The sequence below is a fragment of the Vreelandella subterranea genome (genome assembly GCF_900111305.1).
GTDB lineage: Bacteria > Pseudomonadota > Gammaproteobacteria > Pseudomonadales > Halomonadaceae > Vreelandella > Vreelandella subterranea.
On the sequence record NZ_FOGS01000003.1, the window covers coordinates 261,101 to 285,392 of the forward strand.

Here is a 24,292-nt window from a genome sequence, read left to right on the forward strand (position 1 = left end):
ATGTTCGATTTTGGCTTTTTTGAAATTCTGGTCATTGGCGTTGTCGGGCTACTGGTACTGGGCCCGGAACGCCTGCCGCGCGCGGCGCGCACGGTGGGCCTGTGGGTCGGCAAGATCAAGCGCACCGTCTCGGGCATGCAGCGCGAAATCAGCGCCCAGCTCGAAGCGGAAGATCTGCGTAAAACGCTCTCCGACCAGCAGAAAAAGCTCGATGACAGCCTTCGTAAAGCCAAGCATGACGTAGAGCGGATAGCCGACGCTCCCGAAAAGCCAGCGTCGCCATCCGGCGATACATCGGAAGCGACGGAAAAGCGTGCCGCCAGTGCCGCCTCGCATCTGGATGAAGCGCTGGAAACCGTCCGTGAGAAAGCCCCCGCGTCGGCCGACGCCGAGTCATCGACCAAGGACAGCAAGCACCCATGAGTACCTCTGGTGATTCGCAGGAGCCCAACAATGATCAGAAACAAGCGCCGTTAATCGAGCACCTGATCGAGCTGCGCTCGCGACTGATGCGGGCCGTTATCGCGATTCTGGTGATCTTTCTCGGGCTTTATGCGTTCTCGAACGACATCTATCTTTTCGTGGCAGAACCGCTGATGGCGCTGCTGCCCCCGGGGTCGCAAATGATCGCGACCGAAGTGGCCTCCCCCTTCCTTGCGCCATTCAAACTGACGTTGGTGACCGCGCTGTTCATTGCGGTGCCGTTCGTGCTGCACCAGGCCTGGTCGTTTATCGCGCCGGGGCTTTACGACAACGAGAAAGCCCTGGCAGTCCCAATTCTGGTCTCCAGCATTCTGCTGTTCTATGCCGGGGCGGCGTTTGCGTATTACGTGGTGTTCCCGTTGCTGTTTGCGTTTTTCACCCAGGCAGGGCCGGACAACATCACGGTGATGACGGATATCAATCAGTACCTGAACTTCGTGCTCAAGCTATTCTTTGCCTTTGGCGTGGCGTTTGAAATTCCGGTCGCCACCTTTTTGCTGATTCTGTCCGGCGCCACCACGGTCGAAAGCCTCTCCCAAAAACGCCCGTATATTATCCTGGGCTGTTTCGTGATTGGCATGGTGCTCACGCCACCCGACGTTATCTCGCAAAGCCTGCTGGCCGTTCCCATGTACCTGCTTTACGAGGTTGGCCTTCTGTTTGGGCGCCTGGTCCGCAAGCGGCGTGCGGAAAAAGCCGCTGAAGAGCCAGGCGAGGAATAAAATAACCCGCCGCTGCCTGAAGGCAGCGGCGGGTCAGTCTATAAAGCGATCCGGCAGGGCATGGCCCAACGGATCAGCCCATCATGTCATCAATCCGATCAACCAGCTTGAAGATGCCGGTGGCGGCTTCGCTGATCCGCGTTGCCAGCATGTAGGCAGGCGTGGTGACCACACGGTGCTCCAGGTCGACCACGATATCCTCGACGCTACAGCTGCGGTGCAGGCCGCCCATGGCACTGATGGCCCCGGATACGCCAGGGTCATTTCCCACCGTCACGGCAATGCCATCGCCCAGTAAACGCGTCGCCAACACCGGTGCAATACAGATCAGGCCGATCGGCTTGGCATCGTCGCGAAAGCCTGACAGCACCTCCTTGAACGATTCCAAAACCTCCATGCTGTCGCCGGCACTGGCAAAATCAGACAGGTTCTTGGCCACCCCGAAGCCGCCGGGCACAATCACGGCGTCAAACTCGTCGGCGGCCAGCTCGGTCAGCGGACTCACATCACCGCGCGCCAACCGAGCGGACTCCACCAGCACGTTGCGGCGTTCGTCGGTGCTGGCCTCCTGGGTGTGGTGATTGACCACATGGTGCTGCTCGATATCCGGGGCAAAACAACGATATCCTATCCCCAGCTGGTCCAAGCGCAGTAGCGTCAGGGTGGTTTCGTAAATTTCCGACCCGTCGTATACACCGCAGCCAGCAAGAATCACGGCTACCTGTTTGGTCATGCTTTTCTCCTTGTGCAGGGCCTGCTCGTTCAGCAGCGTTTGCGCCACTTTAGTCAGTCTTTAAGCGCACCACAAGACGGCTTTCGATGCAGGTCAGGGCTGATATACTCAGCCAAGGGCGGCAGATAGCCTCATTTTCGAGTTTTTGTGGAGAAGACCGTTGAGTACACCTACCCCTCGTCACTTTCCCGCGACGCGTCTGCGACGCATGCGTCGCGACGATTTCTCCCGCCGTTTAATGCGCGAATCAACGCTGACGGCCGACGATCTTATTCTGCCGGTCTTCGTTCTGGAAGGCAGCCAGCAGCGCGAGGCCATCGCCTCCATGCCAGGCGTCGAGCGGCTATCCATTGACCTCTTGATCGAGCAGGCACGCGAGGCCTACGCCCTGGGCATTCCCGCGATTGCGCTGTTCCCGGTCGTCGGCGGCGAACAGAAAACCGAGTTCGCCGAAGAGGCGTACAACGCCAATGGCCTGGTACAGCGCAGCGTGCGCGCACTCAAAGAGGCGCTCCCGGAACTGGGTATCATCACCGACGTCGCCCTTGACCCCTATACCATCCACGGTCAGGACGGCATTATCGACGAAAACGGCTACGTGCTTAACGACCGCACCGTCGACACCCTGCTCAAACAAGCCCTCTCCCATGCCGAAGCCGGTGCCGATGTCGTAGCCCCCTCCGACATGATGGATGGGCGTATCAGCGCTATCCGCCAGGTGCTTGAACAGGAGCATCTGCACAACGTGCGCATCATGGCCTACAGTGCCAAGTATGCCTCGCACTACTACGGCCCCTTCCGCGACGCCGTGGGCTCCTCCGCCAACCTGGGCAAGGCCGACAAGCGGACTTACCAGATGGACCCGGCCAACAGCGACGAGGCGCTTCATGAGGTGGCGATGGACCTTGCCGAAGGCGCCGATATGGTCATGGTCAAACCGGGAATGCCCTACCTGGACGTTGTCAGACGTGTCAAAAGCGAATTACGCGTCCCCACCTACGCCTACCAGGTAAGCGGCGAGTACGCGATGCATCGCGCCGCTTTCGACAATGGCTGGCTGGATGCCGACACGGTCATTCTGGAGTCTTTGATGTGTTTCAAGCGCGCCGGGGCTGACGGTATTCTGAGCTATTTTGCCCTTGACGCCGCACGACTGCTGACGAATACGCGTTGATCCTGGGTGGCTGAGGCCGACATGGCCTAGATGACAATGCCGTGACACGTCTTTGTCATCTTCCTCCGCCATACTGCGTTAACAGATGCGTATCAGGCAGTGATATGCTCAGAGACGACTAACGCCGGAGGCAGCTACCATGGACGACCAGGTCACCGATAACTCGCCCTATCCGCGCCATGACAGTGACGGTAGCGACAGCGAGATGTCCACGCTTCGCGTCAACCGCACGCCCACGGGCGTTCAGGCCCGCGAAGCGCTGCCTGAGACCGATCTGGACGACCCGCAGCTTTACTTCAATCGCGAGCTCTCCCACCTGCAGTTCAATATCCGTGTGCTGGAGCAGGCGCTGGATGAAGCACACCCGCTGCTCAACCGATTGATGTTCTTGCTGATTTTTTCATCCAACATGGATGAGTTCTTTGAAATTCGTGTGGCCGGACTCAAGCACCAGATTGCCCTGGGTGACGATACAACGAGTGCCGACGGGCGGCTGCCAAGGGCGGTGCTGGCCGAGATTTCCGACATTGCCCATGCGCAAATCGTCCGCCAGTATCAGATTCTCAACGATACGTTGTTACCTGCTCTAGAAGCGCAGGGGCTAAGGTTCCGTCGCCGCGACCAATGGACCAAGGCGCAAAAAGACTGGGTCCATGAGCTGTTCAACAACGACATCATGCCGGTCATCAGCCCCATCGGGCTGGACCCCTCGCATCCCTTTCCGCGGCTGGTGAACAAAAGCCTCAACTTTATCGTCGAGCTGGAGGGCAAGGATGCCTTTGGACGCGCCGGGGGGATGGCGATTCTCCCCGCGCCCCGCTCGCTGCCACGCCTCATGGCGCTTCCCAAGCATCTGTGTAGCGAGGGCTATACCGAGTACGTGTTCCTGTCGTCGATGATTCATGCCCATGCCGAAGAACTGTTTCCCGGCATGAAGGTGCGCGGTTGCTACCAGTTCCGCCTGACACGCAACGCCGACATGAGTGTCGACCCGGAAGAGGTCTCCGACCTGGCCTCCGCGCTGCGTGGCGAGCTCTTGGCTCGCCGCTATGGCAGTGGTGTACGTCTGGAAGTGGCCGATAACTGCCCGGACGACCTGACCAACTTCCTGCTGCGCCAGTTCAGCCTCGAGGCTGACGACCTGTACCGCGTGCAAGGCCCGGTCAACCTGACCCGGATGATGGCCGTACTGGGCGATGTTGACCGGCCGGAACTGCTCTACCGGCCATACACGCCCGGGATCCCCAAAGCCCTGAAAGGCGGCAGCCTGTTTGATGCCATCGCCAAGCAGGACGTGCTGCTGCACCACCCTTTCCAGTCGTTTTCGCCAATCGAGGACCTGCTCAGCGAAGCGGCCCGCGACCCGAATGTGCTGGCCATCAAACAGACGCTCTACCGTACCGGCGCCGATTCGCCGATTGTCAGCGCACTGGTGGACGCGGCCAGCCAGGGCAAGGAAGTCACCGTGGTGATCGAGCTGCGCGCTCGCTTCGACGAGGCCGATAATCTGCAGCTGGCATCGCGCCTTCAGGAAGCCGGTGCCATCGTGATTTACGGCATCATGGCGTACAAGACGCATGCCAAGCTGCTGCACATCGTCCGCCGCGAGCAGGGCGAGCTCCGCCACTACGCGCATCTGGGTACTGGTAACTACCATTCGAAGACCGCCAAGCTGTACACCGACTACAGCCTGTTGACCGCCAACAAGGCGCTTTGCGCCGACGTGCACCGGGTGTTTCAGCAGCTGTCGGGGATGGGGCGCGCGCGCAAGATCGACACGCTGCTCCACGCGCCGTTTACCCTGCACGAGCGGCTAATGGAAATGATCGACCGTGAAGCCCAGGTCGCCCGCAAGGGCAAGCGGGCCCATATCATTATCAAGTGCAATTCGCTCACCGAGCCGAAACTGATCAAGGCGCTTTATCGCGCCTCCCAGGCGGGTGTGGAATGCGACCTGATCATCCGTGGCATGTGCTGCCTTAAACCCGGCGTGCCGGGGGTGTCGGACAATATCCGTGTCCGCTCGATCATTGGCCGCTTTCTGGAACACACCCGGGTTTTCCATTTCCACAACGACGGCAAGCCGGAGATCTGGTGTTCAAGTGCCGACTTCATGTCGCGCAACATGTTCCACCGGGTGGAGACCTGCTTTCCGCTGCTGGATAAAAAGCTGGCCACGCGGGTGCGCAAGGACCTGGAAACCTACCTGGTCGACAACTGCCAGAGCTGGCTGCTGCAAAGCGACGGCAGCTACCACCTGCAAGACCCTGGCAGCGGGGATGCCATCAGCGCCCAGGAAACCCTGCTCTACGCCTACGCCAGCAAAAGCTAGCCCAGTGCAAAAACCCCGGCACCAGGCCGGGGTTAAAGGTCCGTTTACGTATAGCGCTGACGCACCTGCTGGGCTGCCTCGACCATATTGGCCAGGGCCGGTTCCACCTCGGCCCAGGTGCGGGTTTTCAGGCCGCAATCCGGGTTGACCCACAGCCGCTCGGCGGGAATCTTTTCCAGCGCTTTTTCCAGCAAATCGACCATCCACGCCACGTCGGGAATATTCGGCGTGTGGATATCGTAAACACCTGGCCCCATTTCATTGGGGTAGGCAAAGTCCTGAAAGGCGTCCAGTAATTCCATGTTCGAGCGTGACGTTTCGATGGTGATCACGTCGGCATCCAGCGCCGCAATGGCGCCAATGATGTCGTTGAACTCCGAATAGCACATATGGGTGTGAATCTGCGTGCTGTCGTCGACGACTGAGGCAGTCAACCGGAAGCACGCCACTGCCCAGTCCAGGTAGTCCTGCCATTCCTGCTGGCGTAGCGGCAAGCCTTCGCGCAGGGCGGGCTCGTCGATTTGAATGATCCGGATACCGGCGCGCTCCAGATCCTGCACTTCGTCACGCAGCGCCAGCGCAATCTGCCGACAAGTGGTGTCCCGCGGCTGATCATCGCGTACAAAGGACCACTGCAGGATGGTTACCGGGCCGGTCAGCATGCCTTTCATGGGCTTGTCGGTGAGCGTTTGCGCATACGTGCTCCAGGGTACGGTCATGGCGTCCGGACGGGTCACGTCACCAAAAATGATCGGCGGCTTGACGCACCGCGAGCCGTAGCTTTGCACCCAGCCAAAGCGGGTAAAGGCAAAGCCGTCCAGCTGTTCGCCAAAGTATTCCACCATGTCGTTGCGCTCGGCCTCACCGTGTACCAGTACATCGAGACCCAATGCTTCCTGGCGCTCGACCGCGTAGGCAATGTCCGAACGCATGCGCGCCTCGTAGTCAGGCTGGCTTATCTCACCCGCTTTAAAGGCACGACGCGCCGCTCGGATAGCGGGGGTTTGCGGGAAGGAGCCAATCGTCGTGGTCGGCAACAGGGGTAGGTTCAGGGCCCGCCGCTGGGCCACGGCACGCTCGGCATAGGGGGCGTGACGCTGGCTGTCTTCGGCCGTGATGGCAGCAACCCGGGCACCGACGGCTGGCCGATGAATACGCCCTGATTCGCGCCGCTCATCCAACGCCTGCGTTGCTGCCTTCAAGCGCTGCTCATCAAGGTCGGTGGCGCGATTATCGATCAGCCGGGCCAGGCAAACCACCTCGTCGAGCTTTTGGCGGGCAAAGGCCAGCCAGCTGACCAATGCCTCATCAAGGTCTGTTTCCTGGGCCAGATCCACCGGCACGTGCAGCAGTGAGCAGCTTGGCGCCAGCCAGAGCCGCTTACCCAGGCGAACCTTGAGCGGCAGCAGGCGCTCTCTCAGCGCCGCCAGGTCAGCGCGCCAGATATTGCGGCCATCGACAACCCCCACCGACAGCACCTGGTGAGGGCTCAGTCGATCAATCACGCTGTCTACCTGCTGAGGCGCGCAGACAGCGTCAATGTGCAGCCCATCCACCGGCAGCCGGGTCGCCACCGACAGGTTGTCACCCAGACCACCAAAGTAACTGGCCACCATCAGCTTCACGGGAGCGGACTGCAAGCGGTGATAGGCGCGCTCAAAGGCCTGCTGCCAGGCAAGGGGCAAGTCCTGCACCAGCGCCGGTTCATCCAGTTGAACCCACTCGACACCCTGAGTGGCAAGGCGTGCCAGCACTTCGCAGTAAACGTCCAGAACGCTGTCCAACAGCGTCAACCGGTCCAGCTCGCCGCTTGGGGATTTACCCAGCCAAAGCCAGGTGAGCGGTCCGGTCAGGGTCACCTTGGGGGTAAATCCCGCGGTCAGTGCCTCGTCGACTTCGTCGAACAGTCGGTTGGAGGCGAGGGTAAAGCGTTGCCCTTCGTGCAGCTCCGGGACCAGATAATGGTAGTTGGTATCAAAGTACTTGGTCATTTCACAGGCAGCTGCCGGTTCGCCGCTGGGCGCCCGCCCCCGCGCCATGCGAAAGGTGGTATCCAGGTCAATGTCACCCGCCGCGATTTCCCGTGCCGCCTGGAAGCGCTCGGGCACCGCGCCTAACAGTACCGAGACATTGAGCACCTGGTCGTAAAACGCGAAATCCCCCACGCTGACCAGATCGAGCCCCGCCGCCTGCTGTGCTTGCCAATGGCGAAAGCGCAAGTCGCGGCCGGTCTGTTCAAGCGCTTCGCGGGAACACTCGCCCTGCCAGTAAGCTTCGGTGGCTTTTTTAAGCTCGCGCTGGGCACCAATTCGGGGATAGCCGAGGATATGAGAAACTGTCATGATGAAACCTTGCAACGTGAATGATTTCACTTAGTCTGGGCATCCATAAAAAGTGAATCAAACTAAAGTTTCTAATACTGAGAATGAAAAAATTTCACCATGATTGAATTACGCCACTTGCGCACCCTGCTGGCGCTGCGTGAGACGGGATCTCTGGTAGAAGCCGCCGAGCGGGTCCACCTCACCCAGTCTGCGCTGTCCCATCAGCTGAAGGACCTTGAGAGCCGAGTGGATAGCCCGCTGTTCATGCGCAAGACCCGGCCGGTTGAGTTCACCCGCGCCGGACTGCGTCTACTGGCCCTCGCCGACCAGATTCTGCCCGAAGTCCGCAAGGCAGAGCGCGACCTGGCCCGCATGGCGGGGACCGAAATGGGCAGGCTGCACATGGCCATTGAGTGCCACAGCTGCTTCCAGTGGCTGATGCCCACGGTGGACTACTTTCGCGATCACTGGCCCGAGGTCGAGATCGATATCCCCAGCGGCCACCATTTTGACCCGCTGCCCGCGCTGGCGCGCGAACAGCTCGACCTGGTGATCACGGCGGATCCGCAGCCCATCGAGGGGGTTCACTACGCGCCGCTGTTCCGCTACGAAGGATTGCTTGCGGTTGCCCGGCAGCATCCGCTTGCCAGCCAGGGCTTCGTGACGCCCGAGGCACTTGCCGATGAAACCCTGATCACCTACCCGGTCGAGCAGTCACGGCTTGACGTCTTTAGCCAATTTCTGACACCCGCCAATGTGCGCCCCCGGGAAATCCGCACCGCCGAGCTGACGATCATGATGATGCAGCTTGTCGCCAGCGGCCGTGGGGTCTGCGCGCTGCCTAACTGGGCGCTCTCGGAGTACCTGGAACGCGACTACGTAAGTGCCGTCAAGCTTGGCGAGCAGGGCGTGTGGAGTACGCTGTATGCCGCCGTCCGCGAGGAAACGCTGGAGGCACCATGGATGCAGGATTTTTTACGCACCGCACAGGAAACGTCGTTTGCCGTCCTCAACGGCATCAAACCGGCGACTCGCGACGCGGAATCAATAGCGTAAACCGCGCGCCACCCAGGGAAGGACTGGTATCCACGGTGACGCTACCGCCGTGGCCTGCCATGACTTTTTGCACAATCGACAGCCCCAGCCCGTAGCCTCCCGAACTGCGCGCACGGCTATCGTCCAGGCGGGCGAAAGGTTTGAACACGTCGGCCCGCGCATCGGCTGGAATCCCCGGCCCATCGTCCTCCACATCAATACGTACCAGATGGGGTTCATCCCAAAGCCCAATCACCACCCTGGACTGACCATGGCGACAGGCATTACTGACCAGGTTCTGCAAGGCGCGCTGAAGATAGCGGGGCTCCGCCAGCAGCTCGATGTCAGGCCCCGGCGCCAGCGTTATCGACAAGCCTTCATGGAGCGGCGAAAGCGCGTCGATCACCCGCTCGGCCATCGCCCGGCATTCCACCAGCGAGGTTTCCAGCTCGGCGCCGTTGACCGTCTCCCCCCCCAGCCGGGCATAGGTGAGAATTTCATCGATCAGCTCATCCAGCTCGGCAATATCGGTATCGATACCCTGAAGCTGGCGCCGTATCGCGGGCTGGTCGGTCATGTCCTCGACCATTTGCACGGCAAACCGGATACGGGCTACCGGCGTTCGCAGCTCGTGTGACACGGCGCGAATCATCTCCTGCTGGCCGCGCAACAGCGACTGCACCTGATTGGCCATGCCGTTGAACGCCATGCCAAGGCGCCCTAGGAAGTCGCCGCTTTCGACCTTGACGCGAGTTTCCAGGCGGCCGCTGGCAATCCTTGTCGCCGCCAGCTCGAGACGCGCCATGCGCGATTCGATACTGCGCATCACCAGGTAGATAATCAGCGCCAGCACGACCATCAGGGCCATCAATAACGGCAGGTGAAGATTGAGCGGCAGGTCAGAGCCCCCGGTGGCAGGGCCTGCTTCAAGCCATTGGGAACCGTCGGGCAGTTGATAGACGAAACTGATCGACAGCTGCTCGCCGCGTAACTGCATGACCACCTCGCCGCGATCGAGCTGGCGACGCTGCGCATCACTCAACGCAGCAGGCGGGCGGTCGGTCAGCGAAAGTGGCCAGCTACCCTGCTCCAGTGCACCCAGCCGCTCACGGCGTTCGCTACCGTCAAGCGGTGAAAGCCAGGCACCCAGTATCTCTATGGTGGCGTGCCACTGTCGCTCGCTCCAGTAAGGGAAGTCGGCCTGTAACAGCCAGGGTTGGTCAGGCAGGCGGCGCTGTAATCGCCAGGGGGAGGTCGCCACCAGTACTTTCCCCCGCTCCAGACGGGCACGCTCGAAATAGCTCAGGGATGCATCTTCCAGCGGCACAAGGGTCAACTGCATATCGAGCTGCTCGGCCCAGCCCGCCAGCTTCGCCTGGCGTTCGCGGGGCGTACTGTCGGCGAGTTGCTCCGCCATTAACGACATCGGCAGCGCCGCTAATGCCTCGCGATAATCCTCACGGCTGACCTGCTCGATAAAGGCGCGCCCGCCCAGGGCAATTAAAAACACCATTAACAGCGCGGCACCCAGCAGCAGATAAAAGCGTAAAAACGAGCCGTGGCTGAGAACCCGCCGCATGTGGCTGTCCTTCTTAGCTGTCTTTCACAAACAGGTAACCCTTGCTACGTACCGTCTTGATACGATGGGGCTGGTTGGGGTCATCACCAATCTTGGGGCGAATACGTGATACCCGCACATCGATCGAGCGATCCTGTCCATCGTATTTGATCCCGCGCAGATCATTAAAAATCTCTTCACGGGTGAGTACACGCCCGGCATTGCGCGCCAACAGCCACAAGAGGTCAAACTCCGCGCTGGTCAAATCGATGCGCTCCCCCGACAGCCAGGCTTCACGGGTGGCATTATCGATTTCCAGATTCTCGAAGCGCAGACGTATCTCGCCTTCAGAGGCGGGCCCATCGGCACGTCGCAATAGCGCCCGCATGCGGGCCAAGAGTACTCTGGGCTGAACAGGCTTGGGCACATAGTCATCTGCGCCCATTTCCAGCCCCAACACCTGATCCAGATCGTCCGTACGTGCCGTCAACATCATGATCGGCCCCGCAAAGTTGGGCCGCACGCGACGACAGATCGCCAGGCCGTCTTCCCCGGGCAGCATTAAATCAAGAATCACCAGATCCGGCTGCAGCGTCAGAATGCGATCCACCCCCTTCGCCCCATCAGCCTCCAAGGTAACTTGAAAGCCGTTGGCTTCCAGATAATCCCGGGTCAGCTCGGCCAGGCGCTGATCATCCTCGATGATGAGAATATGATCCTTTTCGGGATAATCAGGCTTGTGCGATTCTTGACTTCCAAGCGTCTGAAACTGTTCTTCTAAGCGATCCACCATCCTAGTTGTCAACTCCATCTAAGCTATGTGTCTTATCGCCTGCTTTACCCCACGCAAAAGCAAGCTGTTTATGTTTATTTACAGAATACCTCAAAAGTGACCAAGCGCTTGCCAGGCGATGCAATATGCACGTTTATTAACCATTTTACCCAAAAGCCGCCGCTTGATTCTTGTGACATCGACAGCTAATGTAAGTGACTACGCTGTCGACAACCTGACAGGAGGAGACGGTCATGGGAAGTGACAAACCCAAAAGTGTCATCAAACGCGTTTACGTACCCACCCAAGTGCGCGATCTGCCTAACGGTGAGAAACTTAAAATTCCCGGGCATTACAAGGCGCCTCCCGGTGAAGAACAAAGCTGATCGCCATTAATCGATAGCCAGTTACCTAATAAGGCAGGCCCGGGGCCTGCCTTATTCATATCGGCGTCATCAGTAACGCAGTTCTATCCTTTCGGCCCCAGCAGCAGCCAAACGATCAGCCCCACCAGTGGAAAAAACAGCAACACCAGTATCCACAGCAACTTGGCCAGACCACCCGCGGTGCTTTTCGCCACCTTGATGATGGCCCAAACGATGATGACGAGCCAGATAAGCCCCAGTAATCCACCGACTTCAATGCCCATATCAACTCCTTGTATCCGGGTCCATGATTGTGCAGCTAAGCATATCGCTACAGCTGACACAAGCTACCCAGGGGATGCCCGCCAGTTCAGCGCTGCCTGGCGACCACGCGCTTCGTTGACCCTGGCGCAAATCAGCATCGCCACGCCAAACAATACCGCGCACAGCAGGATAGATGCCTGGAGACCGACCAGCGCCTGCAGCCCTCCCAGCAGCACAATCCCGATGACACCGGCCAGCTTGTTGGCCAACCCCCAAAAGCCAAAGAATTCCGCTGACTTGGTCGTTGGCGAGAATAAGCCGACCAGGGCACGGCTTGCCGACTGACTGGAACCCAGGCTTAGCCCGGCTAAACAGCCCACGAACAAGAAGACATACTGGGGTTGCCATTGCCACCCGGTGGCCTGGTTCACCCAGTCGGTGAACTCCGGGGTCAGCCAGATCGCCAGAATGGCGGCGATCCACAGCCCAAGGGTGATCTGATAGGTACGCTTGGCACCCAGCCGGTCCTGAATCCAGCCAAAGCCCAACGCCCCGGCGGCCGCCGTAATTTGCACAATAATGAACATGATATTGCGCACGCTTGCTTCCCAACCAATCACCTGGGCCCCGTAAATAAAGGCAAAGGCGATAATGATGTACACCCCAGCCATCGAAAACAGCAGCGATACCAGAAACACCGACAGATCCCTGAAATGCTTCAGGTCATGAAAAGTGGCCGTGACCCGCCGCCGCGCCGTGTGCCAGTAGGATCCGTGATGCGGTTGCGGGGTTGCCCGCTCTTTCAGCCATATGAAGGTAGGGATGGCGGCCACCAGGAAAAATCCGGCAGCGAAGGGACCTACCCAGCGAATGCGCTCGAAGTTGTCGGCACTTGCTTCGCCAAGTACCACCAGGGTGAAACCCGCGGCAAAGAGCCCGCCGATATAGCCCAGCGCCCAGCCAAACCCGGAGATCTTGCCCAGCGACTGGGGAGGACCCAGTGAAGGCAAAAAGGCCGCGATAAATGACTCCCCCATCGAGTAGGCATAATTCGAAAGGATGATCAGGATGAGCCCAAGGACCACATAGCCTGGCGCCACAAAATACAGCATGGCGGTCGTCGCAACGGTGGCCAGGTAGCTGAACAGCAGAAAGCGTTTCTTTTCTGCCCGCTCATCCATGATCGCACCACAGAGCGGTGCGGTGACCACCACCAACAGGTAACTGGTGGCCAGGGCAAGACTCCACAGCAGATTGGCAAGCCTAAAGTTATCGCCGCGGTCGCCGACAATGACAGTAGTAAACAATTCGCCGAACACCACGGTGATAATCAGCAAGGTGTAGGCTTGGTTGGCAAAATCGAACATCGCCCAGCCAAAAATTTCACGACGCGAAGCGAAGTCTGAAGCCGCTTGGGTAGATTGAGCGTGCACCATGATGTCTCTCACCAGCGAACAAGACGCCAAGCGTATCAGGTTGCGGCACGAGCGACACGCCTAGCGTTGGAAGAATAGAGGTGACAGTCGCGGCGGCTTGCTCTAAGTTTGATTGATCATCTAATAACAGGGACGTTAGTACATGAAGGATGCGGGGGCAGGGAGTTGTCGTCGAAAGCCGATCATCGGGTGGTGGCTAGCAGGGCTAATGTCCCTGCTAGCCACCTTGGCACTCGCTGACGGTTCGCCTTCTGGCCTGAGGTCGCTCACCTTTGTTACCGAGGAGTACCCTCCCTACAACTACCTGGACCCACAGACGGGTCAGCTGGAGGGTCGAGCGGTCACGCTGCTTGAGTCAATACTTGAGCATACTGGCACACCTTTCAAGCGTGAGGATATCCTCTACTATCCTTGGGTACGCGGCTACGAGCTGGCGCTAAGCAAACCCAGCACGGCGTTATTTTCGACCACCCGTACCCCTGCCCGGGAAGCACACTTCAAATGGGTGGGTCCCATTGCACGCGACAGGGTCGTGCTGTTGACCTGGGATCATCAGGTCGCTCAGCTCGGCTCGCTGGAAGAGGCGATTGACAGACAGTTAAGCATCACGGTGATCCGTGAAGATATTGGCGCTCAAGCGCTGCAAGAAGCCGACTACCCGGCCGAGTTACTCCGCCCGGCCATCGATAACCTCAGCGCCCTGCACATGTTGCGTCGTGGACGCGTCGATTTATGGGCCTATAGCGATGAAGTGGCGCGCTGGATCGCCACCCGGGAAAGCGTGGACGCCAGTCGATTAACGGCCGTGCATACGTTAAGCGAGTCGGACTTATACTTCGCTATCAACCCCGCCACGGATCAAGGCCTGATTAATCGCCTGCAGAAGGCTCTGGAGGACCTTCGTGCCGGACAAAAAGACCGCGAGGTCACCGATTATGCGGAATGAACCGTTAAAGCAACGCTTCTCGACAGGCTGGCGGTCTTTGCTGGGAACCTTATTGCTGGCCCTTAGCCAGCCACTCAGTGCGGCGCCGCTGATCATCAATACCGAAGATTACCCGCCCTTCAATTATCCAAGTGAGCAAGGACAGATCATAGGTAGCGCCACCCAGGTGCTACGGGCGGCATTACATGCGGCGGATGTTGACGCGGAGTTTCGGCTACTTCCCTGGGCCAGGGCCTATACCGCTGCACGCCTGCGCGAGCAAAATTGCGTTTACTCCACCACCCGAACAACAGAGCGCGAGGCTCTCTTTCGCTGGGCGGGGCCACTGGTCGTCAACGAGTGGGCAGCGTTCAGCCTTGAGGGCCAGGATATCAAGGCGAGCTCAATACAAGAGCTGGCTGACTTTCGCGTAGGCAGCTTCCGCGAAGATGCGGTGGGTAATCATGTCGCTGCGCAGGGAGTTGAGGTGCTGCGCGCCCCGAATGAACGCGAGAATCTGGCGCGTTTGAACGCGGGCCTTGTCGATGTCATCGTCACCGGCAAAGCCACCGGCGAGTTTCTGGCCAACGCCGAAAACGTGGCGCTGAATCACCTTTTTACGTTTTATCGTGCGCCGCTGTATCTTGCCTGTCATCCCAGCGTCTCCAGGAATCTGATCAAGCGGCTACAGCACAACCTCCCTCCTCTTGGCGAGGCACGCGGAGCTTGGCGCCATGAATAAAGCATCCCTACCGTTGCGCTCGGGGAGCCTGACATCCAAGCAAGCCCTGCTCACCATGCTGTTGGCTATCTTGATCAGCGTTATCGCAGGCAGTATGGAGCTGTTCAATCACGCCTCGTCGATGCGTCAGAGTGTCGCCCAGCGTGTTGAACAGCAGCTGGCTATCGTCAAGGGTGCTGCCGCCGAAGCCGCATTTCAGTTGAACCCTGACCTGGCCCATCAGATTGCCTATGGGTTATTCAGCGATAACGAAATTGCCGAAGTCGTCATTCTTGACGATTTCGGCAGCCCCCTGGCCGGGTTTGCTCCCACCGAAGCAGTTGAAACGAGCTGGCTAAGCCAACGACTGTTTGGCGATATGCTGTATTATCAGATTCCGCTTAATTATTACGTGGCCGCCGACCTACCCGAAGCCGAGGTCGGCAAGGTCGAGCTTCGGCTTGATGAGCAGCGCCTTACCCAGCAATTTCTCGATCGAAGCATCTCCGTCGTTGGGTCCAGCGTGGTGGAAGCCTTTATACTCAGCCTGTTGATTATTGCCTTCTTCCATTATTTTATTACCCGACCACTGCTCAAGGTCCACGACGCTATCGCCCATGCCGATCCCGAACGCCCCGGCGAGTGGGATAAACCCCGGTTGCGAGGTCATCGTCATGATGAGTTGGGGCATTTGGTCGACAGCCTCGACCACTTGTTGCAGGCCTTTCAACAAGGGTTGGACCAACGCGACCAGCTCCACCATCTGTCGCATATTGATGGGCTGACCGGCGTCGCCAATCGGCGGCATTTTGACCTGTTTTATCAGCAGCAGTGGAAACGTGCCAGGCGACGTGCCGAACCATTTTCGGTTATCTTTATCGATATCGACAACTTTAAAGAATTTAACGACCATTACGGTCACGCCATGGGTGATGACACGCTTCGCGCGGTGGCACAGGTGCTGAATAACTGCATCGACCCGGCCCATGACCTGCTGGCACGCTATGGCGGCGAGGAGTTTGTCTGCGTCTTGCCCAATAAGGATGAGGAGGCTGCGCTTGAGGTCGCCCAGCGTTTACGCCAGGCCGTGCTTTCGCTGGCCATCCCTCATGCCTACTCGAGTACGCATACCCACCTGACCGCCAGCATGGGGGTCGCCAGCACACCTGCCCAGACGACGATCAGCCCAGCGGCGCTACTGGCCCAGGCCGATCAGCATCTGTATCACGCCAAGCATCTGGGCCGAAACCGCGTCGAAACCCGCCCGCGGACGGCTTAAAACCACCAGTGCGCGATAACGGCGGCTAGCCCGATGACAAGTGCCATTACGACCGCGACACACACGGCTCGGTCCAACCAGCGGTCAAAGACAGCCCCCCTGGACGCTCGCCGAGTGGCACCGTGCCGCGTTTGCCTGACCATCAGTCGTTACCCTTCATGGGAGAGATACCCTCAGTGATTGATACGCCGGTTGATAACGTTGGGCGCACGGCGTAAGCGCTCTTCTTCGCCTAACTCTTCCGCTTCAAAGGCATCCGCCCCCACCGGTGTTTCGCCGTGGCGACGGTACAGCTGGGTAAGCATCGCTTTACGGTCTGCTCGCAGCTCTCGTACCAGCACGATCACCATCATGTAGAGAATAAAGGTGAACGGAAGCGCGGATAGCACCGCTGCCGACTGCAGGCCGGTCAGCCCGCCCGCCAAAATCAGGGTAAAGCAGATCGCGGCGATCAACCCCCCCCACAGCACCCGCTTGTAAAGCGGCGGGTTAATGGAGCCATTATCGGTCATTTGCGCCACGATGTAGGACGCCGAGTCGGCGGACGTCACCAGAAAAACGAAAATCAACATGATGGCAATAAGCGACAGCACACCGGAAAACGGCATTAGATCGAACATTTCAAACAGTGCCACGGTGATATTGTCCTGGGTCGCCGCTGCAAGGCCAACGTCGTCACCGACAATTTCCATATTGAGTGCGGCGCCGCCGAACACGCCAATCCACAAGCAGGCCAACAGCGGCGGCACCAGCAGCACGCCAAAGACATATTCCTTGATCGTACGTCCCCGGGATACGCGGGCAACAAAGGTACCCACGAAAGGCGACCAGGCGATGACCCACGCCCAGTAGAAGATGGTCCAACTGCTTGCCCAGTTTTCATCACTGTACGGCGCGGTACGTAGGCTCATGCCGATAAAGTTTTGCAGATAGTCGCCAAGCCCGACCGTAATCGTCTCCAAAATCGCGATGGTCGGGCCGGTAAACAGCACATAAAGCATCAGGCCGATGCACAACATCATGTTCAGGTTCGACAAACGCTTGATGCCTTTGTCCAGGCCCGACCAGGTGGAGAGCATGTAGGCGCAAAACATCACAAACAGGATGACAAACTGCCAAAAGCCGTTTTCGGGCAGGCCAAAGACGGCATTCAAGCCGCCGTTCATTTGCAACACACCCAGGCCTAGCGAAGTCGCTACCCCCATGACCGTGGCTACTACGGCAAACACATCCAGCCAGGAGGCGTAAGGACGTATTCTTGGGTGCTTCGCCGTGACCGATGACAGAACCGAGGACACAAGCCCCGCCTGGCCCTTACGAAACTGGAAATAGGCAATGATCAAGCCGACCACGGAAAACGCCGCCCACTGGTGAATTCCCCAGTTGAAATAGCTGTATTGAATCGCGTAGCGCGCCGAGGCCTCGGTTTCTGCGGTTACATCGCCGTAGGGCGGGTCAATGTAATGAAACATGGGTTCGGCCATGCCGTAGAACACAAGGCCTACGCCGAACCCCGCGGCCAGCAGCATGCTGATCCAGGAAAAGAAGGTATAGTTGGGCCGACTGTCCTGAGGCCCCAAGCGCACTTTGCCGTATTTACTGAGCGCCAGGCCAAATAGAAACACCACAAAGCCAAACACGGAAAACAGATAGAACCAGCCGAACAACTCGGTGATGGTCGCGAGTGCCGACTCTGCGGCACTGCCAAAACTTTCCGGGAAAGATGCGCCGACAACCACCAAACCGAAAATGATCAGCGTCGATGCGATGAACACCGACTTTCCTCCATGATTTGCCATATAACAACCCTGTCACAATGAACTCGTTACGCTTTGAAGGAGCGTAACACCTGGGCTCTCGCTCTGCATGCAAAGCAGTCTTAACGTTATCACCGAGTCAAGCAGACTGAACTCTCCTCGACCAGTGTGTTCCAATCGGTGTGACCAAACGAGGGAGGCTTGCATGCCCCACATGAATCGTGATCAACGTAATGCCGCCTGGCAGGCTGCCCACCAATGGCGTGCCCGGGCGACACGGACTCAACCCAATGGCGTCGCGGGTGGCTTAAAGCTGCTTTTCACCTGGCTGGCATTTGGCATGTTGATGATTGTCGGCGTCGTGCTAGGGTTTTTCTTCCTGCTGGCCGGTTGGGCCATGATGCCGTTTGTCCGCCACAAGATGAAAAAGCGCATGGAGCAGATGCGCGCCCAACAGGCCCATGACATTGGCGGCAATCACTCTGAGCCTTCTTCAGGCACTCGTCACCGGGATGTGCTTGAAGGGCAGTACGAAATCAAAAGTGAAACGGAAAAGAAAAACTGACGATGTCAGATAGCTTGAGTGCCCCTTTTTCACGGCAGCTGGCGTTATTGGGGAGCATGAAGCCAGATAAAGGCAGCCGCCAGGGTCAGCGGCATCACCAACAGGCTGCCCAGGTTACCGATCAACACGATTGACGCCACCTTGTGCGGCGACAGTCGATACTGCTCCGCGACCAGGTAGTTCAGCACGGCAGGCGGTAGCGCACCGAATACCAGCAACACCGCCGCCTGAAGACTATTCAGCGGCAGCAGCACAATCAGCGGCAGCGCAATGGCAAGCCCCGACAGTGGGCACAGCAAGGCGCCGAGCAGGCCGGTACGCCAGTCGCTGAAATCGACATCCAGTAGCCGCACCCCGAGCGCAAACAGCATCAACGGGATACACACCCCGCCCAGCATGTTCATTGCCTCCAGCAACCACTCGGGTAATGGCAGCCCGCTCACGTTGACGGCCAAGCCTGCCAGGCTGGCGGCCACAATCGGCATGCGCAACAAATGCCAAAGCGATGTGCGCGGGTTGAGCATGTAAAGCCCCACCGAAAAGTGCAGCAGCATTTCGACAATAAAGACCACGACCGCCGCCGGAAGCGCTTCCTCACCGAATGCCAGGACCAGCAAGGGCACGCCCATGTTGCCGGAGTTGTTGAACATCATCGGCGGCAGGAAGGTTTTGATATCCAGACCCAGCCAGCGTGCAACCGGCCACAGCAACACCCCTGAGCCCAGCACAACCGCTACGGCCGCACCTGCCAGCCAGGCGTAATCGGCCAATGGCGCCTGCCGGTCGGCCAGTACCGCGAACACCAGAAGCGGGACAAACAGCTCCATGTTCAGGGTGTTTAAACTGCGGATATCCGGCGTGCGAAACCGTCCATAGGCAGCCCCCGCCCCGGCAATCAGAAAAACGGGCAGCAAGGTGCCGAGGATATTACCGATCATCGCGCACCTCTGTGCTGTTTACCTGCCGTGTTATCGCCATTCGTATCCCTGCATCAAGGCGCCAGAAAACGCTGCCACAATGTCGTGACGACATTACGGTGCTCGGCGTAGTCAGCGGCAAGCCCCACCGCTTTGTCACCGGTCAACGCGGCCCGGTGGGTCGCGCTCCGGTACGCAAGATAGGCGTCGCGAAGCTGTTCCGCCTCCTCCTTGGGTAAGTGCCCACTCTCTGCCAGAGCCTCTAAAATACGGATGTTATCGCTATAGGTCAGGAGTGACGGTGTCTGGTTAGCAAGTGCTAACACCGCGTATTGACAGAAGAACTCGATATCCACCATGCCACCGGCGTCGTGCTTGAGATTGAAAGTATCTCCCCCGCTTTTGGTAGCAAGATGGTCGCGCATTTTTTGACGCATATTGACCACCTCTTCCCGCAAGACGGCCGTATCCCGCTGGCGCCCCAGAATATCCCCACGCAACTGATCAAACTTGTCTGCCAACGATGCGTTGCCGGCCACCACCCGTGCGCGAACCAGTGCCTGGTGCTCCCAGGTCCAAGCGTGCTGGCGCTGATAATCGGCAAAGGCGGCAAGCGAGGTGACCAACAGGCCGGAATTGCCCGAAGGCCTGAGCCGCATGTCGACCTCATACAGACTGCCCGCCGGCGTCACCGCCGTGAGCAGATGAATAATCCGCTGGCCCAGGCGGGTAAAAAATACCGGCGTATCGATGGGCCGCGGGCCATCGGTAGCGCCCTGACCGTCGCTATCGTGGAGAAACACCAGATCCAGGTCGGACCCATAGCCCAGCTCGATTCCCCCGAGCTTGCCGTAACCCACAATCAAGAACGCGGGCTCGCGGGAATCACAGCCGCTGGGTACACCATGCTTGGCGGCGAGATGCTTCCAGGCCATTGCCAGCACGGCATCCAGGATCACCTCGGCGATGTAAGTTAAGTAATCGCTTACTTTCATCAAGTGCCGGGTGCCCGCGATATCCGAGGCTGCCACGTGGAGCATCTGGGCATGCTTGAAGACCCGTAGCGCTTCGAGCTGCGCTTCTTCGTCATCCTCGGGAAGCCGGTTCAGTGTCTGGCGCAGTTCATCCGCCAGCCGGTCTTTATCGGCCGGCGTATAGAGGGTATCGGGGGTCAGCAATTCATCCAGCAGAATGGGGTAACGCGCCAGCTGCTCGGCGATCCAGGGACTCGCCGCGCATAAACGCATCAGATGCTCCAGCGCATGGGGGTTTTCACGCAGCAGGGCCAGGTATGCCGTGCGCCGCAGGACCGCTTCGATCAGGGGCTGAACGCGCGAAAGCGCGGTATCCGGCGTGTCATTCTCGGCCAGGGCGTCGAGCAGCAGGGGCATTAGCGCATCCAGGCGCTCAAAGCCAATCCGCTGCATGCTTTGCACCTGACGCGAATGATACAGGCGGGACAGTCGCCTGAGTGTCTGGTCAGGCGACTGGAACCCGGCTTCCTCCAGGCGTTCCAGGGCTTCGTCCTGCTCCAGCTCGCCGCGCCACAGCAGCCGCCACTGTTCGAGACCCGGCGTCTTTTCATCGCTTTCGTTTTCCACCTCGTCTTCTGGCTCGGCAATCACCGCGTCGAAATGCTGACGGACGCGTTCGCGAGCCTCCTCCAACTGGTGCACGAGACTTGGCCAGTCCTCATGCCCCATGGCAAACGCGACCCGTTCACGATCCGTTTCGTCGCCGGGCAGTGTTTGCGTTTGGCGGTCTTCCAGGGCCTGCAGGACGTGCTCGATATCGCGCAGGAAGGCGTAATCGGGCAGCAGATCATCCACCACTTCCTGCGGTAACAGCCCAAGCGCTGGCAAGCGTGTCAGCGCCGTCTGCAAGGAAGCCACCTGAAGCTCGGTGTCGCGCCCACCGCGAATCAGTTGAAACGCCTGCACCACAAATTCGACCTCGCGGATACCGCCCGGCCCGAGCTTGATGTTTTGCTGCATGCCCTTGCGCTTCACCTCGCGGTTGATCATCGCTTTCAGTTCGCGCAGGGACTCGATGGCACCAAAATCCAGGTACTTGCGGTACACGAAGGGGCGCAGCCCGGCGAGCAACGCCTCACCCGCGTCCAGATCCCCCGCGACAGGACGCGCTTTCAGCATTGCATAACGCTCCCACTCGCGGCCCTGATCCTGGTAATAGCTGGAAAGCATCGCAAAACTGCCCACCAGGGGCCCGCCATCGCCCAGCGGGCGCAGGCGCATGTCCACACGGAAGACAAAGCCCTCGGCGGTCATTGCATCCAGCGCGGCGATGAGCTTCTGGCCCAGCTTGGTGAAGTACTCCTGGTGCTCAAGCGGCTTGCGACCGCCCTGGGTCTCACCGTTTTCAGCAAACGCAAAGATCAGGTCAATATCCGAGGACAGATTCAGCTCGCCGGCCCCCAGCTTGCCCATACCCAGCACCACTAGCCGCTGCGGCTCGCCATCGCGTGTAGGGGCTGGCAGCCCCCAGCGCGGGGCATAAAACTCTTCGAGCCAGCCAAGCGCCGCTTCAAGACAAATTTCTGCCAGTCGGGAGACCGCATGGGCGGTATCCCACATGGTGTAGCCCGATGGCCGGTTGAGGTCTCGCCAAACGATACCCAGCATACGCGCACGCCGGAAGCGGCGAATGGCCCGGTGCATGGCGTCTTCGTCGTCGGCATTTTCCAGCGCGCTGGCTAACAACTGGACCTGGTCCTCGCGGGAGGGCGTGGCATCCAGCTCTCCACCACTGTCGAGCGTCGCCAGCCAGTCGGGATAACGGATCAGCGTATCGAGGGCAAAGCTCGAGATCGAAAGCACGCGCAAAAGGGCCTGGCGGCGTTCAGCAGACAGCGACGGCCACTCAGCGGATGGCAGTGGCTGGTCGGTCATGTCGGCCACATTATCCGCCTGGGAAAGCGCCTCACACAGCCGCTGCCATGCTTGCTTCGTCACCGGCTGAAGCGCTTTGGGTAAGGTATCGAACGGTAAAAACGCTTCATTGAGTTGCATAATGACCTCGCTGCCCTGGAAACTTGATACGTTAGCCGATGAACTTCTGCCAGCCTAACAGCCCCCAGGTGAGCCCTGCGAGTATCAACGACAGCATCACGGCGGCCGAGCCAATGTCCTTGGCCCGCCCGGACAGCTCATGATGCTCGGTGCCGATACGGTCAACCACGTTTTCAATGGCGCTATTGAGCAACTCGACGATCAATACCACAAAGCAGCTGCCGATCAATAACAGCCAGCTCACCGGACCCTCGCCTATCCACCAGGCCAGCGGCATTAGAATGGCGGTAATCGTTACCTCTTGACGAAACGCGGATTCGTTGCGGAACGCCGCTTTCAACCCTTTCCATGAGTAGCGCGTCGAGTGCGCTAAATGTGTCAAACCGGTATGCCCTGGTTTCATGGCAATTGCCTCAAAAATAACGTCATCAATTGGCGAGTATCATGGCTTCAAGATCCTGGGTCAGCGGATCCAGCACCTGCGACCAGTTCAGGTAGGGTGTACTGGCATTGCCGTTGACCAGCACGCTGAATACCCCCCAGCGACCCTGTGCCGTGCGAAAGTAGCCCGCAGCGGCGCGCACGGCAAAGGGCTGGTTAAGCGTACCGGTTTTTAACATGACGTTGTGTTGAAAGGTATCGGAACCGCGCCGGATAAAACGCATCACGCCGTTGGCGGGTGACTGAAAGGCGGCGATGAAACTCGGAAACAGCGCGCTTTCATGGAACATCTCGGTCAGCATCACATTGATGCCATGTGCCGACGTGCGGTTTTCGGTGGTCAGCCCGCTACCGCTGTATAGCGTCAGCGGCCCGTGCCCCGGCAGGCTCTGGGCATAATGCTCCAATGCCAGCCCCGCCTCGCGAAGCTGAGCCTGGGGAGATTCCACCAGGTTGAGGGCCAGCACATCGGCCATGTAATTATTCGAATAGTTCATGATGCGCAGCAGCAACTCCTGCAGCGGCTTGCTATCCACCGCGGCAAGACGCTGCGCATCACCCGGCGGCCGTACCGAGGTGAGTCGCCAGCCATCGCGTACGCTGATCCCTGCCTGCCGGAGCATGTCCAGCAGTACCTCGGCGGTGACCTCGGCGGCATCTCCGGCACCACGATAGACATCCCGTGCCCGGGCATTGGTCGATATTTGCCCGCTCAGCCGAAAGACATCACCGTCGGCGTTGGTGATCCGTTCGGCACTGATCTCGGTGCCGCTATTATCGGGCTTGGTGACCACTCGATTGTCAATCGTGGCGCCCAACGACTGGCTGTCGCACAGCGATATACGCGCCGGGTTGCCGGGCGCCGACGCCGGTGCGACGTTGGCACACCAGCTACCGAAATTCACCCCAGCCGACGACAGAGGGGCACTATAGGCATTGGCGACGCGCGTCAGCGCATCGCAACGGTCTGTGGTGATGCAGTCCACGGGGCCAAAGCGCCACTGGTTGACAACCAGGGCCCCCTCGACCTGGCGCACGCCTGCTTGCTGCAACCGTTGCACCAAACGCCAGATATCTTCGGTGGTCAGGCCGGGGTCACCGCCGCCTTCGAAAATCAGGTCGCCGCGTAACACGCCATCCTGCACGCGCCCGGAACTGATCAGTTGACTGGTAAACCGATGCTGGGGGCCAAAGCGCTCCAACGCAGCAGCGGCCAGGTACGCCTTGGTAACCGATGCCGGGGAAAGCTGGCTCATCGGCTCAATGCTTGCCAGCGGTGCCGCATCGGCATTCAGCAAACGCGCCTCGGCGCTGACGGCAAATCCCTTTTCCTGGAGCTGACCCACCCGGCCAAAGTCGGCCCATAAAGGACAGCTGATCAATAGGCTCAGCACACCCACTGCTGACCGCCATCCCCAATCACTGCTACTAAAACGCTGCCAGCCACCGCGCAACATCCG

At 59.3% G+C, this 24,292-nt stretch carries 21 protein-coding genes; 10 read left to right on the forward strand and 11 right to left on the reverse strand.

The window, feature by feature from the left end; genetic code table 11:
• Positions 1 to 423: a Sec-independent protein translocase protein TatB gene (gene tatB, locus BMX75_RS06760; RefSeq protein ID WP_092826434.1), complete on the forward strand. Its 423-nt coding sequence runs from the start codon at positions 1 to 3 to the stop codon at positions 421 to 423.
• Positions 420 to 1,205: a twin-arginine translocase subunit TatC gene (gene tatC / locus BMX75_RS06765; RefSeq protein WP_092826436.1), complete on the forward strand. Its 786-nt coding sequence runs from the start codon at positions 420 to 422 to the stop codon at positions 1,203 to 1,205. Before tatB ends, tatC begins: the two co-directional genes overlap by 4 nt.
• A 73-nt stretch (positions 1,206 to 1,278) precedes the next feature.
• Here the strand turns inward: tatC and elbB are convergent, their stop codons facing one another.
• Entirely contained in the window at positions 1,279 to 1,938 is a 660-nt protein-coding gene (gene elbB / locus BMX75_RS06770) for an isoprenoid biosynthesis glyoxalase ElbB (protein ID WP_092826539.1), read from the reverse strand.
• A gap of 160 nt (positions 1,939 to 2,098) precedes the next feature.
• Here elbB and hemB point away from each other — a divergent pair, with 160 nt between their 5' ends.
• A complete protein-coding gene (gene hemB, locus BMX75_RS06775; RefSeq protein ID WP_092826438.1) occupies positions 2,099 to 3,112 on the forward strand; it encodes a porphobilinogen synthase in 1,014 nt (337 codons plus the stop codon).
• A 205-nt stretch (positions 3,113 to 3,317) separates the two neighbouring features.
• Positions 3,318 to 5,444 carry a polyphosphate kinase 1 gene (gene ppk1 / locus BMX75_RS06780; protein ID WP_422822064.1) on the forward strand — a complete coding sequence of 709 codons (2,127 nt, stop codon included), beginning with the start codon at positions 3,318 to 3,320 and terminating at the stop codon, positions 5,442 to 5,444.
• Between the two features lie 44 nt (positions 5,445 to 5,488).
• Here the strand turns inward: ppk1 and metE are convergent, their stop codons facing one another.
• Positions 5,489 to 7,786: a 5-methyltetrahydropteroyltriglutamate--homocysteine S-methyltransferase gene (gene metE / locus BMX75_RS06785; protein ID WP_092826442.1), complete on the reverse strand. Its 2,298-nt coding sequence runs from the start codon at positions 7,784 to 7,786 to the stop codon at positions 5,489 to 5,491.
• Positions 7,787 to 7,885: 99 nt separating this feature from the next.
• Between metE and BMX75_RS06790 the strand changes: the two genes are divergently transcribed.
• A complete protein-coding gene (locus tag BMX75_RS06790; RefSeq protein ID WP_092826444.1) occupies positions 7,886 to 8,824 on the forward strand; it encodes a LysR family transcriptional regulator in 939 nt (312 codons plus the stop codon).
• On the opposite strand, the gene BMX75_RS06795 is transcribed toward BMX75_RS06790, so the two are convergent.
• Both BMX75_RS06795 and BMX75_RS06800 read right to left on the reverse strand, forming a co-directional pair.
• Complete coding sequence (locus BMX75_RS06795; RefSeq protein WP_092826446.1) at positions 8,787 to 10,382, reverse strand: ATP-binding protein; 1,596 nt, start codon at positions 10,380 to 10,382, stop codon at positions 8,787 to 8,789. The two genes, BMX75_RS06790 and BMX75_RS06795, sit on opposite strands and share 38 nt — an antisense overlap.
• Positions 10,383 to 10,395: 13 nt before the next feature.
• Positions 10,396 to 11,154 (reverse strand): winged helix-turn-helix domain-containing protein, encoded by a 759-nt coding sequence (locus tag BMX75_RS06800; RefSeq protein WP_092826448.1) that lies wholly within the window; start codon positions 11,152 to 11,154, stop codon positions 10,396 to 10,398.
• A gap of 233 nt (positions 11,155 to 11,387) precedes the next feature.
• Here BMX75_RS06800 and BMX75_RS18310 point away from each other — a divergent pair, with 233 nt between their 5' ends.
• Complete coding sequence (locus BMX75_RS18310) at positions 11,388 to 11,519, forward strand: hypothetical protein (protein WP_267886945.1); 132 nt, start codon at positions 11,388 to 11,390, stop codon at positions 11,517 to 11,519.
• An 83-nt stretch (positions 11,520 to 11,602) separates the two neighbouring features.
• Here the strand turns inward: BMX75_RS18310 and BMX75_RS06805 are convergent, their stop codons facing one another.
• Both BMX75_RS06805 and BMX75_RS06810 read right to left on the reverse strand, forming a co-directional pair.
• The gene (locus BMX75_RS06805) at positions 11,603 to 11,782 is read right to left on the reverse strand and encodes a PLDc N-terminal domain-containing protein (RefSeq protein WP_085917053.1); all 180 of its coding nucleotides are present in this window, start codon (positions 11,780 to 11,782) and stop codon (positions 11,603 to 11,605) included.
• 63 nt (positions 11,783 to 11,845) lie between these two features.
• A complete protein-coding gene (locus BMX75_RS06810) occupies positions 11,846 to 13,198 on the reverse strand; it encodes an MFS transporter (protein ID WP_092826450.1) in 1,353 nt (450 codons plus the stop codon).
• A gap of 208 nt (positions 13,199 to 13,406) precedes the next feature.
• Between BMX75_RS06810 and BMX75_RS06815 the strand changes: the two genes are divergently transcribed.
• From BMX75_RS06815 to BMX75_RS06825, 3 genes are read left to right on the forward strand one after another with little or no spacing between them, the layout of a single operon-like run.
• A complete protein-coding gene (locus BMX75_RS06815) occupies positions 13,407 to 14,144 on the forward strand; it encodes a substrate-binding periplasmic protein (protein ID WP_092826452.1) in 738 nt (245 codons plus the stop codon).
• The gene (locus tag BMX75_RS06820; protein ID WP_092826454.1) at positions 14,134 to 14,865 is read left to right on the forward strand and encodes a substrate-binding periplasmic protein; all 732 of its coding nucleotides are present in this window, start codon (positions 14,134 to 14,136) and stop codon (positions 14,863 to 14,865) included. The genes BMX75_RS06815 and BMX75_RS06820 overlap by 11 nt, the downstream gene beginning before the upstream one ends.
• Positions 14,858 to 16,123, forward strand: a complete 1,266-nt coding sequence (locus tag BMX75_RS06825; RefSeq protein WP_092826456.1) for a diguanylate cyclase domain-containing protein — start codon at positions 14,858 to 14,860, stop codon at positions 16,121 to 16,123. Before BMX75_RS06820 ends, BMX75_RS06825 begins: the two co-directional genes overlap by 8 nt.
• A gap of 173 nt (positions 16,124 to 16,296) precedes the next feature.
• On the opposite strand, the gene BMX75_RS06830 is transcribed toward BMX75_RS06825, so the two are convergent.
• Positions 16,297 to 17,922, reverse strand: coding sequence for a BCCT family transporter (locus tag BMX75_RS06830; protein WP_092826458.1), 1,626 nt, complete (start codon positions 17,920 to 17,922; stop codon positions 16,297 to 16,299).
• A gap of 163 nt (positions 17,923 to 18,085) precedes the next feature.
• On the opposite strand from BMX75_RS06830, the gene BMX75_RS06835 reads away from it, so the two are divergent.
• Positions 18,086 to 18,445, forward strand: coding sequence for a hypothetical protein (locus BMX75_RS06835; RefSeq protein WP_092826460.1), 360 nt, complete (start codon positions 18,086 to 18,088; stop codon positions 18,443 to 18,445).
• Between the two features lie 44 nt (positions 18,446 to 18,489).
• Here the strand turns inward: BMX75_RS06835 and BMX75_RS06840 are convergent, their stop codons facing one another.
• Genes BMX75_RS06840 through dacB form a run of 4 tightly spaced genes read right to left on the reverse strand, consistent with a single transcriptional unit; the run spans position 18,490 to position 24,289 of the window.
• On the reverse strand, positions 18,490 to 19,383 hold the full coding sequence (locus BMX75_RS06840) for an AEC family transporter (protein ID WP_092826462.1): 894 nt from the start codon (positions 19,381 to 19,383) through the stop codon (positions 18,490 to 18,492).
• A gap of 53 nt (positions 19,384 to 19,436) precedes the next feature.
• Positions 19,437 to 22,391 (reverse strand): bifunctional [glutamate--ammonia ligase]-adenylyl-L-tyrosine phosphorylase/[glutamate--ammonia-ligase] adenylyltransferase, encoded by a 2,955-nt coding sequence (gene glnE / locus BMX75_RS06845; RefSeq protein ID WP_092826464.1) that lies wholly within the window; start codon positions 22,389 to 22,391, stop codon positions 19,437 to 19,439.
• A gap of 31 nt (positions 22,392 to 22,422) precedes the next feature.
• Entirely contained in the window at positions 22,423 to 22,794 is a 372-nt protein-coding gene (locus BMX75_RS06850) for a diacylglycerol kinase (RefSeq protein WP_092826466.1), read from the reverse strand.
• A 25-nt stretch (positions 22,795 to 22,819) separates the two neighbouring features.
• The gene (gene dacB, locus BMX75_RS06855) at positions 22,820 to 24,289 is read right to left on the reverse strand and encodes a D-alanyl-D-alanine carboxypeptidase/D-alanyl-D-alanine endopeptidase (RefSeq protein WP_092826468.1); all 1,470 of its coding nucleotides are present in this window, start codon (positions 24,287 to 24,289) and stop codon (positions 22,820 to 22,822) included.
• Between the last annotated feature and the right edge of the window lie 3 nt (positions 24,290 to 24,292).

Excerpts from the sequence above, each read along its gene's own strand:
- BMX75_RS06850 (WP_092826466.1), bottom strand. The coding sequence starts at position 22,794 with ATGAAACCAGGGCATACCGGTTTGACACATTTAGCGCACTCGACGCGC.
- BMX75_RS06800 (WP_092826448.1), bottom strand. The coding sequence starts at position 11,154 with ATGGTGGATCGCTTAGAAGAACAGTTTCAGACGCTTGGAAGTCAAGAA.
- BMX75_RS06795 (WP_092826446.1), bottom strand. The coding sequence starts at position 10,382 with ATGCGGCGGGTTCTCAGCCACGGCTCGTTTTTACGCTTTTATCTGCTG.
- glnE (WP_092826464.1), bottom strand. The coding sequence starts at position 22,391 with ATGCAACTCAATGAAGCGTTTTTACCGTTCGATACCTTACCCAAAGCG.
- BMX75_RS06820 (WP_092826454.1), top strand. The coding sequence starts at position 14,134 with ATGCGGAATGAACCGTTAAAGCAACGCTTCTCGACAGGCTGGCGGTCT.
- BMX75_RS06835 (WP_092826460.1), top strand. The coding sequence starts at position 18,086 with ATGCCCCACATGAATCGTGATCAACGTAATGCCGCCTGGCAGGCTGCC.
- BMX75_RS06840 (WP_092826462.1), bottom strand. The coding sequence starts at position 19,383 with ATGATCGGTAATATCCTCGGCACCTTGCTGCCCGTTTTTCTGATTGCC.
- BMX75_RS06810 (WP_092826450.1), bottom strand. The coding sequence starts at position 13,198 with ATGGTGCACGCTCAATCTACCCAAGCGGCTTCAGACTTCGCTTCGCGT.
- metE (WP_092826442.1), bottom strand. The coding sequence starts at position 7,786 with ATGACAGTTTCTCATATCCTCGGCTATCCCCGAATTGGTGCCCAGCGC.
- BMX75_RS18310 (WP_267886945.1), top strand. The coding sequence starts at position 11,388 with ATGGGAAGTGACAAACCCAAAAGTGTCATCAAACGCGTTTACGTACCC.
- ppk1 (WP_422822064.1), top strand. The coding sequence starts at position 3,318 with ATGTCCACGCTTCGCGTCAACCGCACGCCCACGGGCGTTCAGGCCCGC.
- BMX75_RS06805 (WP_085917053.1), bottom strand. The coding sequence starts at position 11,782 with ATGGGCATTGAAGTCGGTGGATTACTGGGGCTTATCTGGCTCGTCATC.
- BMX75_RS06830 (WP_092826458.1), bottom strand. The coding sequence starts at position 17,922 with ATGGCAAATCATGGAGGAAAGTCGGTGTTCATCGCATCGACGCTGATC.
- BMX75_RS06790 (WP_092826444.1), top strand. The coding sequence starts at position 7,886 with ATGATTGAATTACGCCACTTGCGCACCCTGCTGGCGCTGCGTGAGACG.
- BMX75_RS06815 (WP_092826452.1), top strand. The coding sequence starts at position 13,407 with ATGTCCCTGCTAGCCACCTTGGCACTCGCTGACGGTTCGCCTTCTGGC.
- dacB (WP_092826468.1), bottom strand. The coding sequence starts at position 24,289 with ATGTTGCGCGGTGGCTGGCAGCGTTTTAGTAGCAGTGATTGGGGATGG.
- elbB (WP_092826539.1), bottom strand. The coding sequence starts at position 1,938 with ATGACCAAACAGGTAGCCGTGATTCTTGCTGGCTGCGGTGTATACGAC.
- tatC (WP_092826436.1), top strand. The coding sequence starts at position 420 with ATGAGTACCTCTGGTGATTCGCAGGAGCCCAACAATGATCAGAAACAA.
- BMX75_RS06825 (WP_092826456.1), top strand. The coding sequence starts at position 14,858 with ATGAATAAAGCATCCCTACCGTTGCGCTCGGGGAGCCTGACATCCAAG.
- tatB (WP_092826434.1), top strand. The coding sequence starts at position 1 with ATGTTCGATTTTGGCTTTTTTGAAATTCTGGTCATTGGCGTTGTCGGG.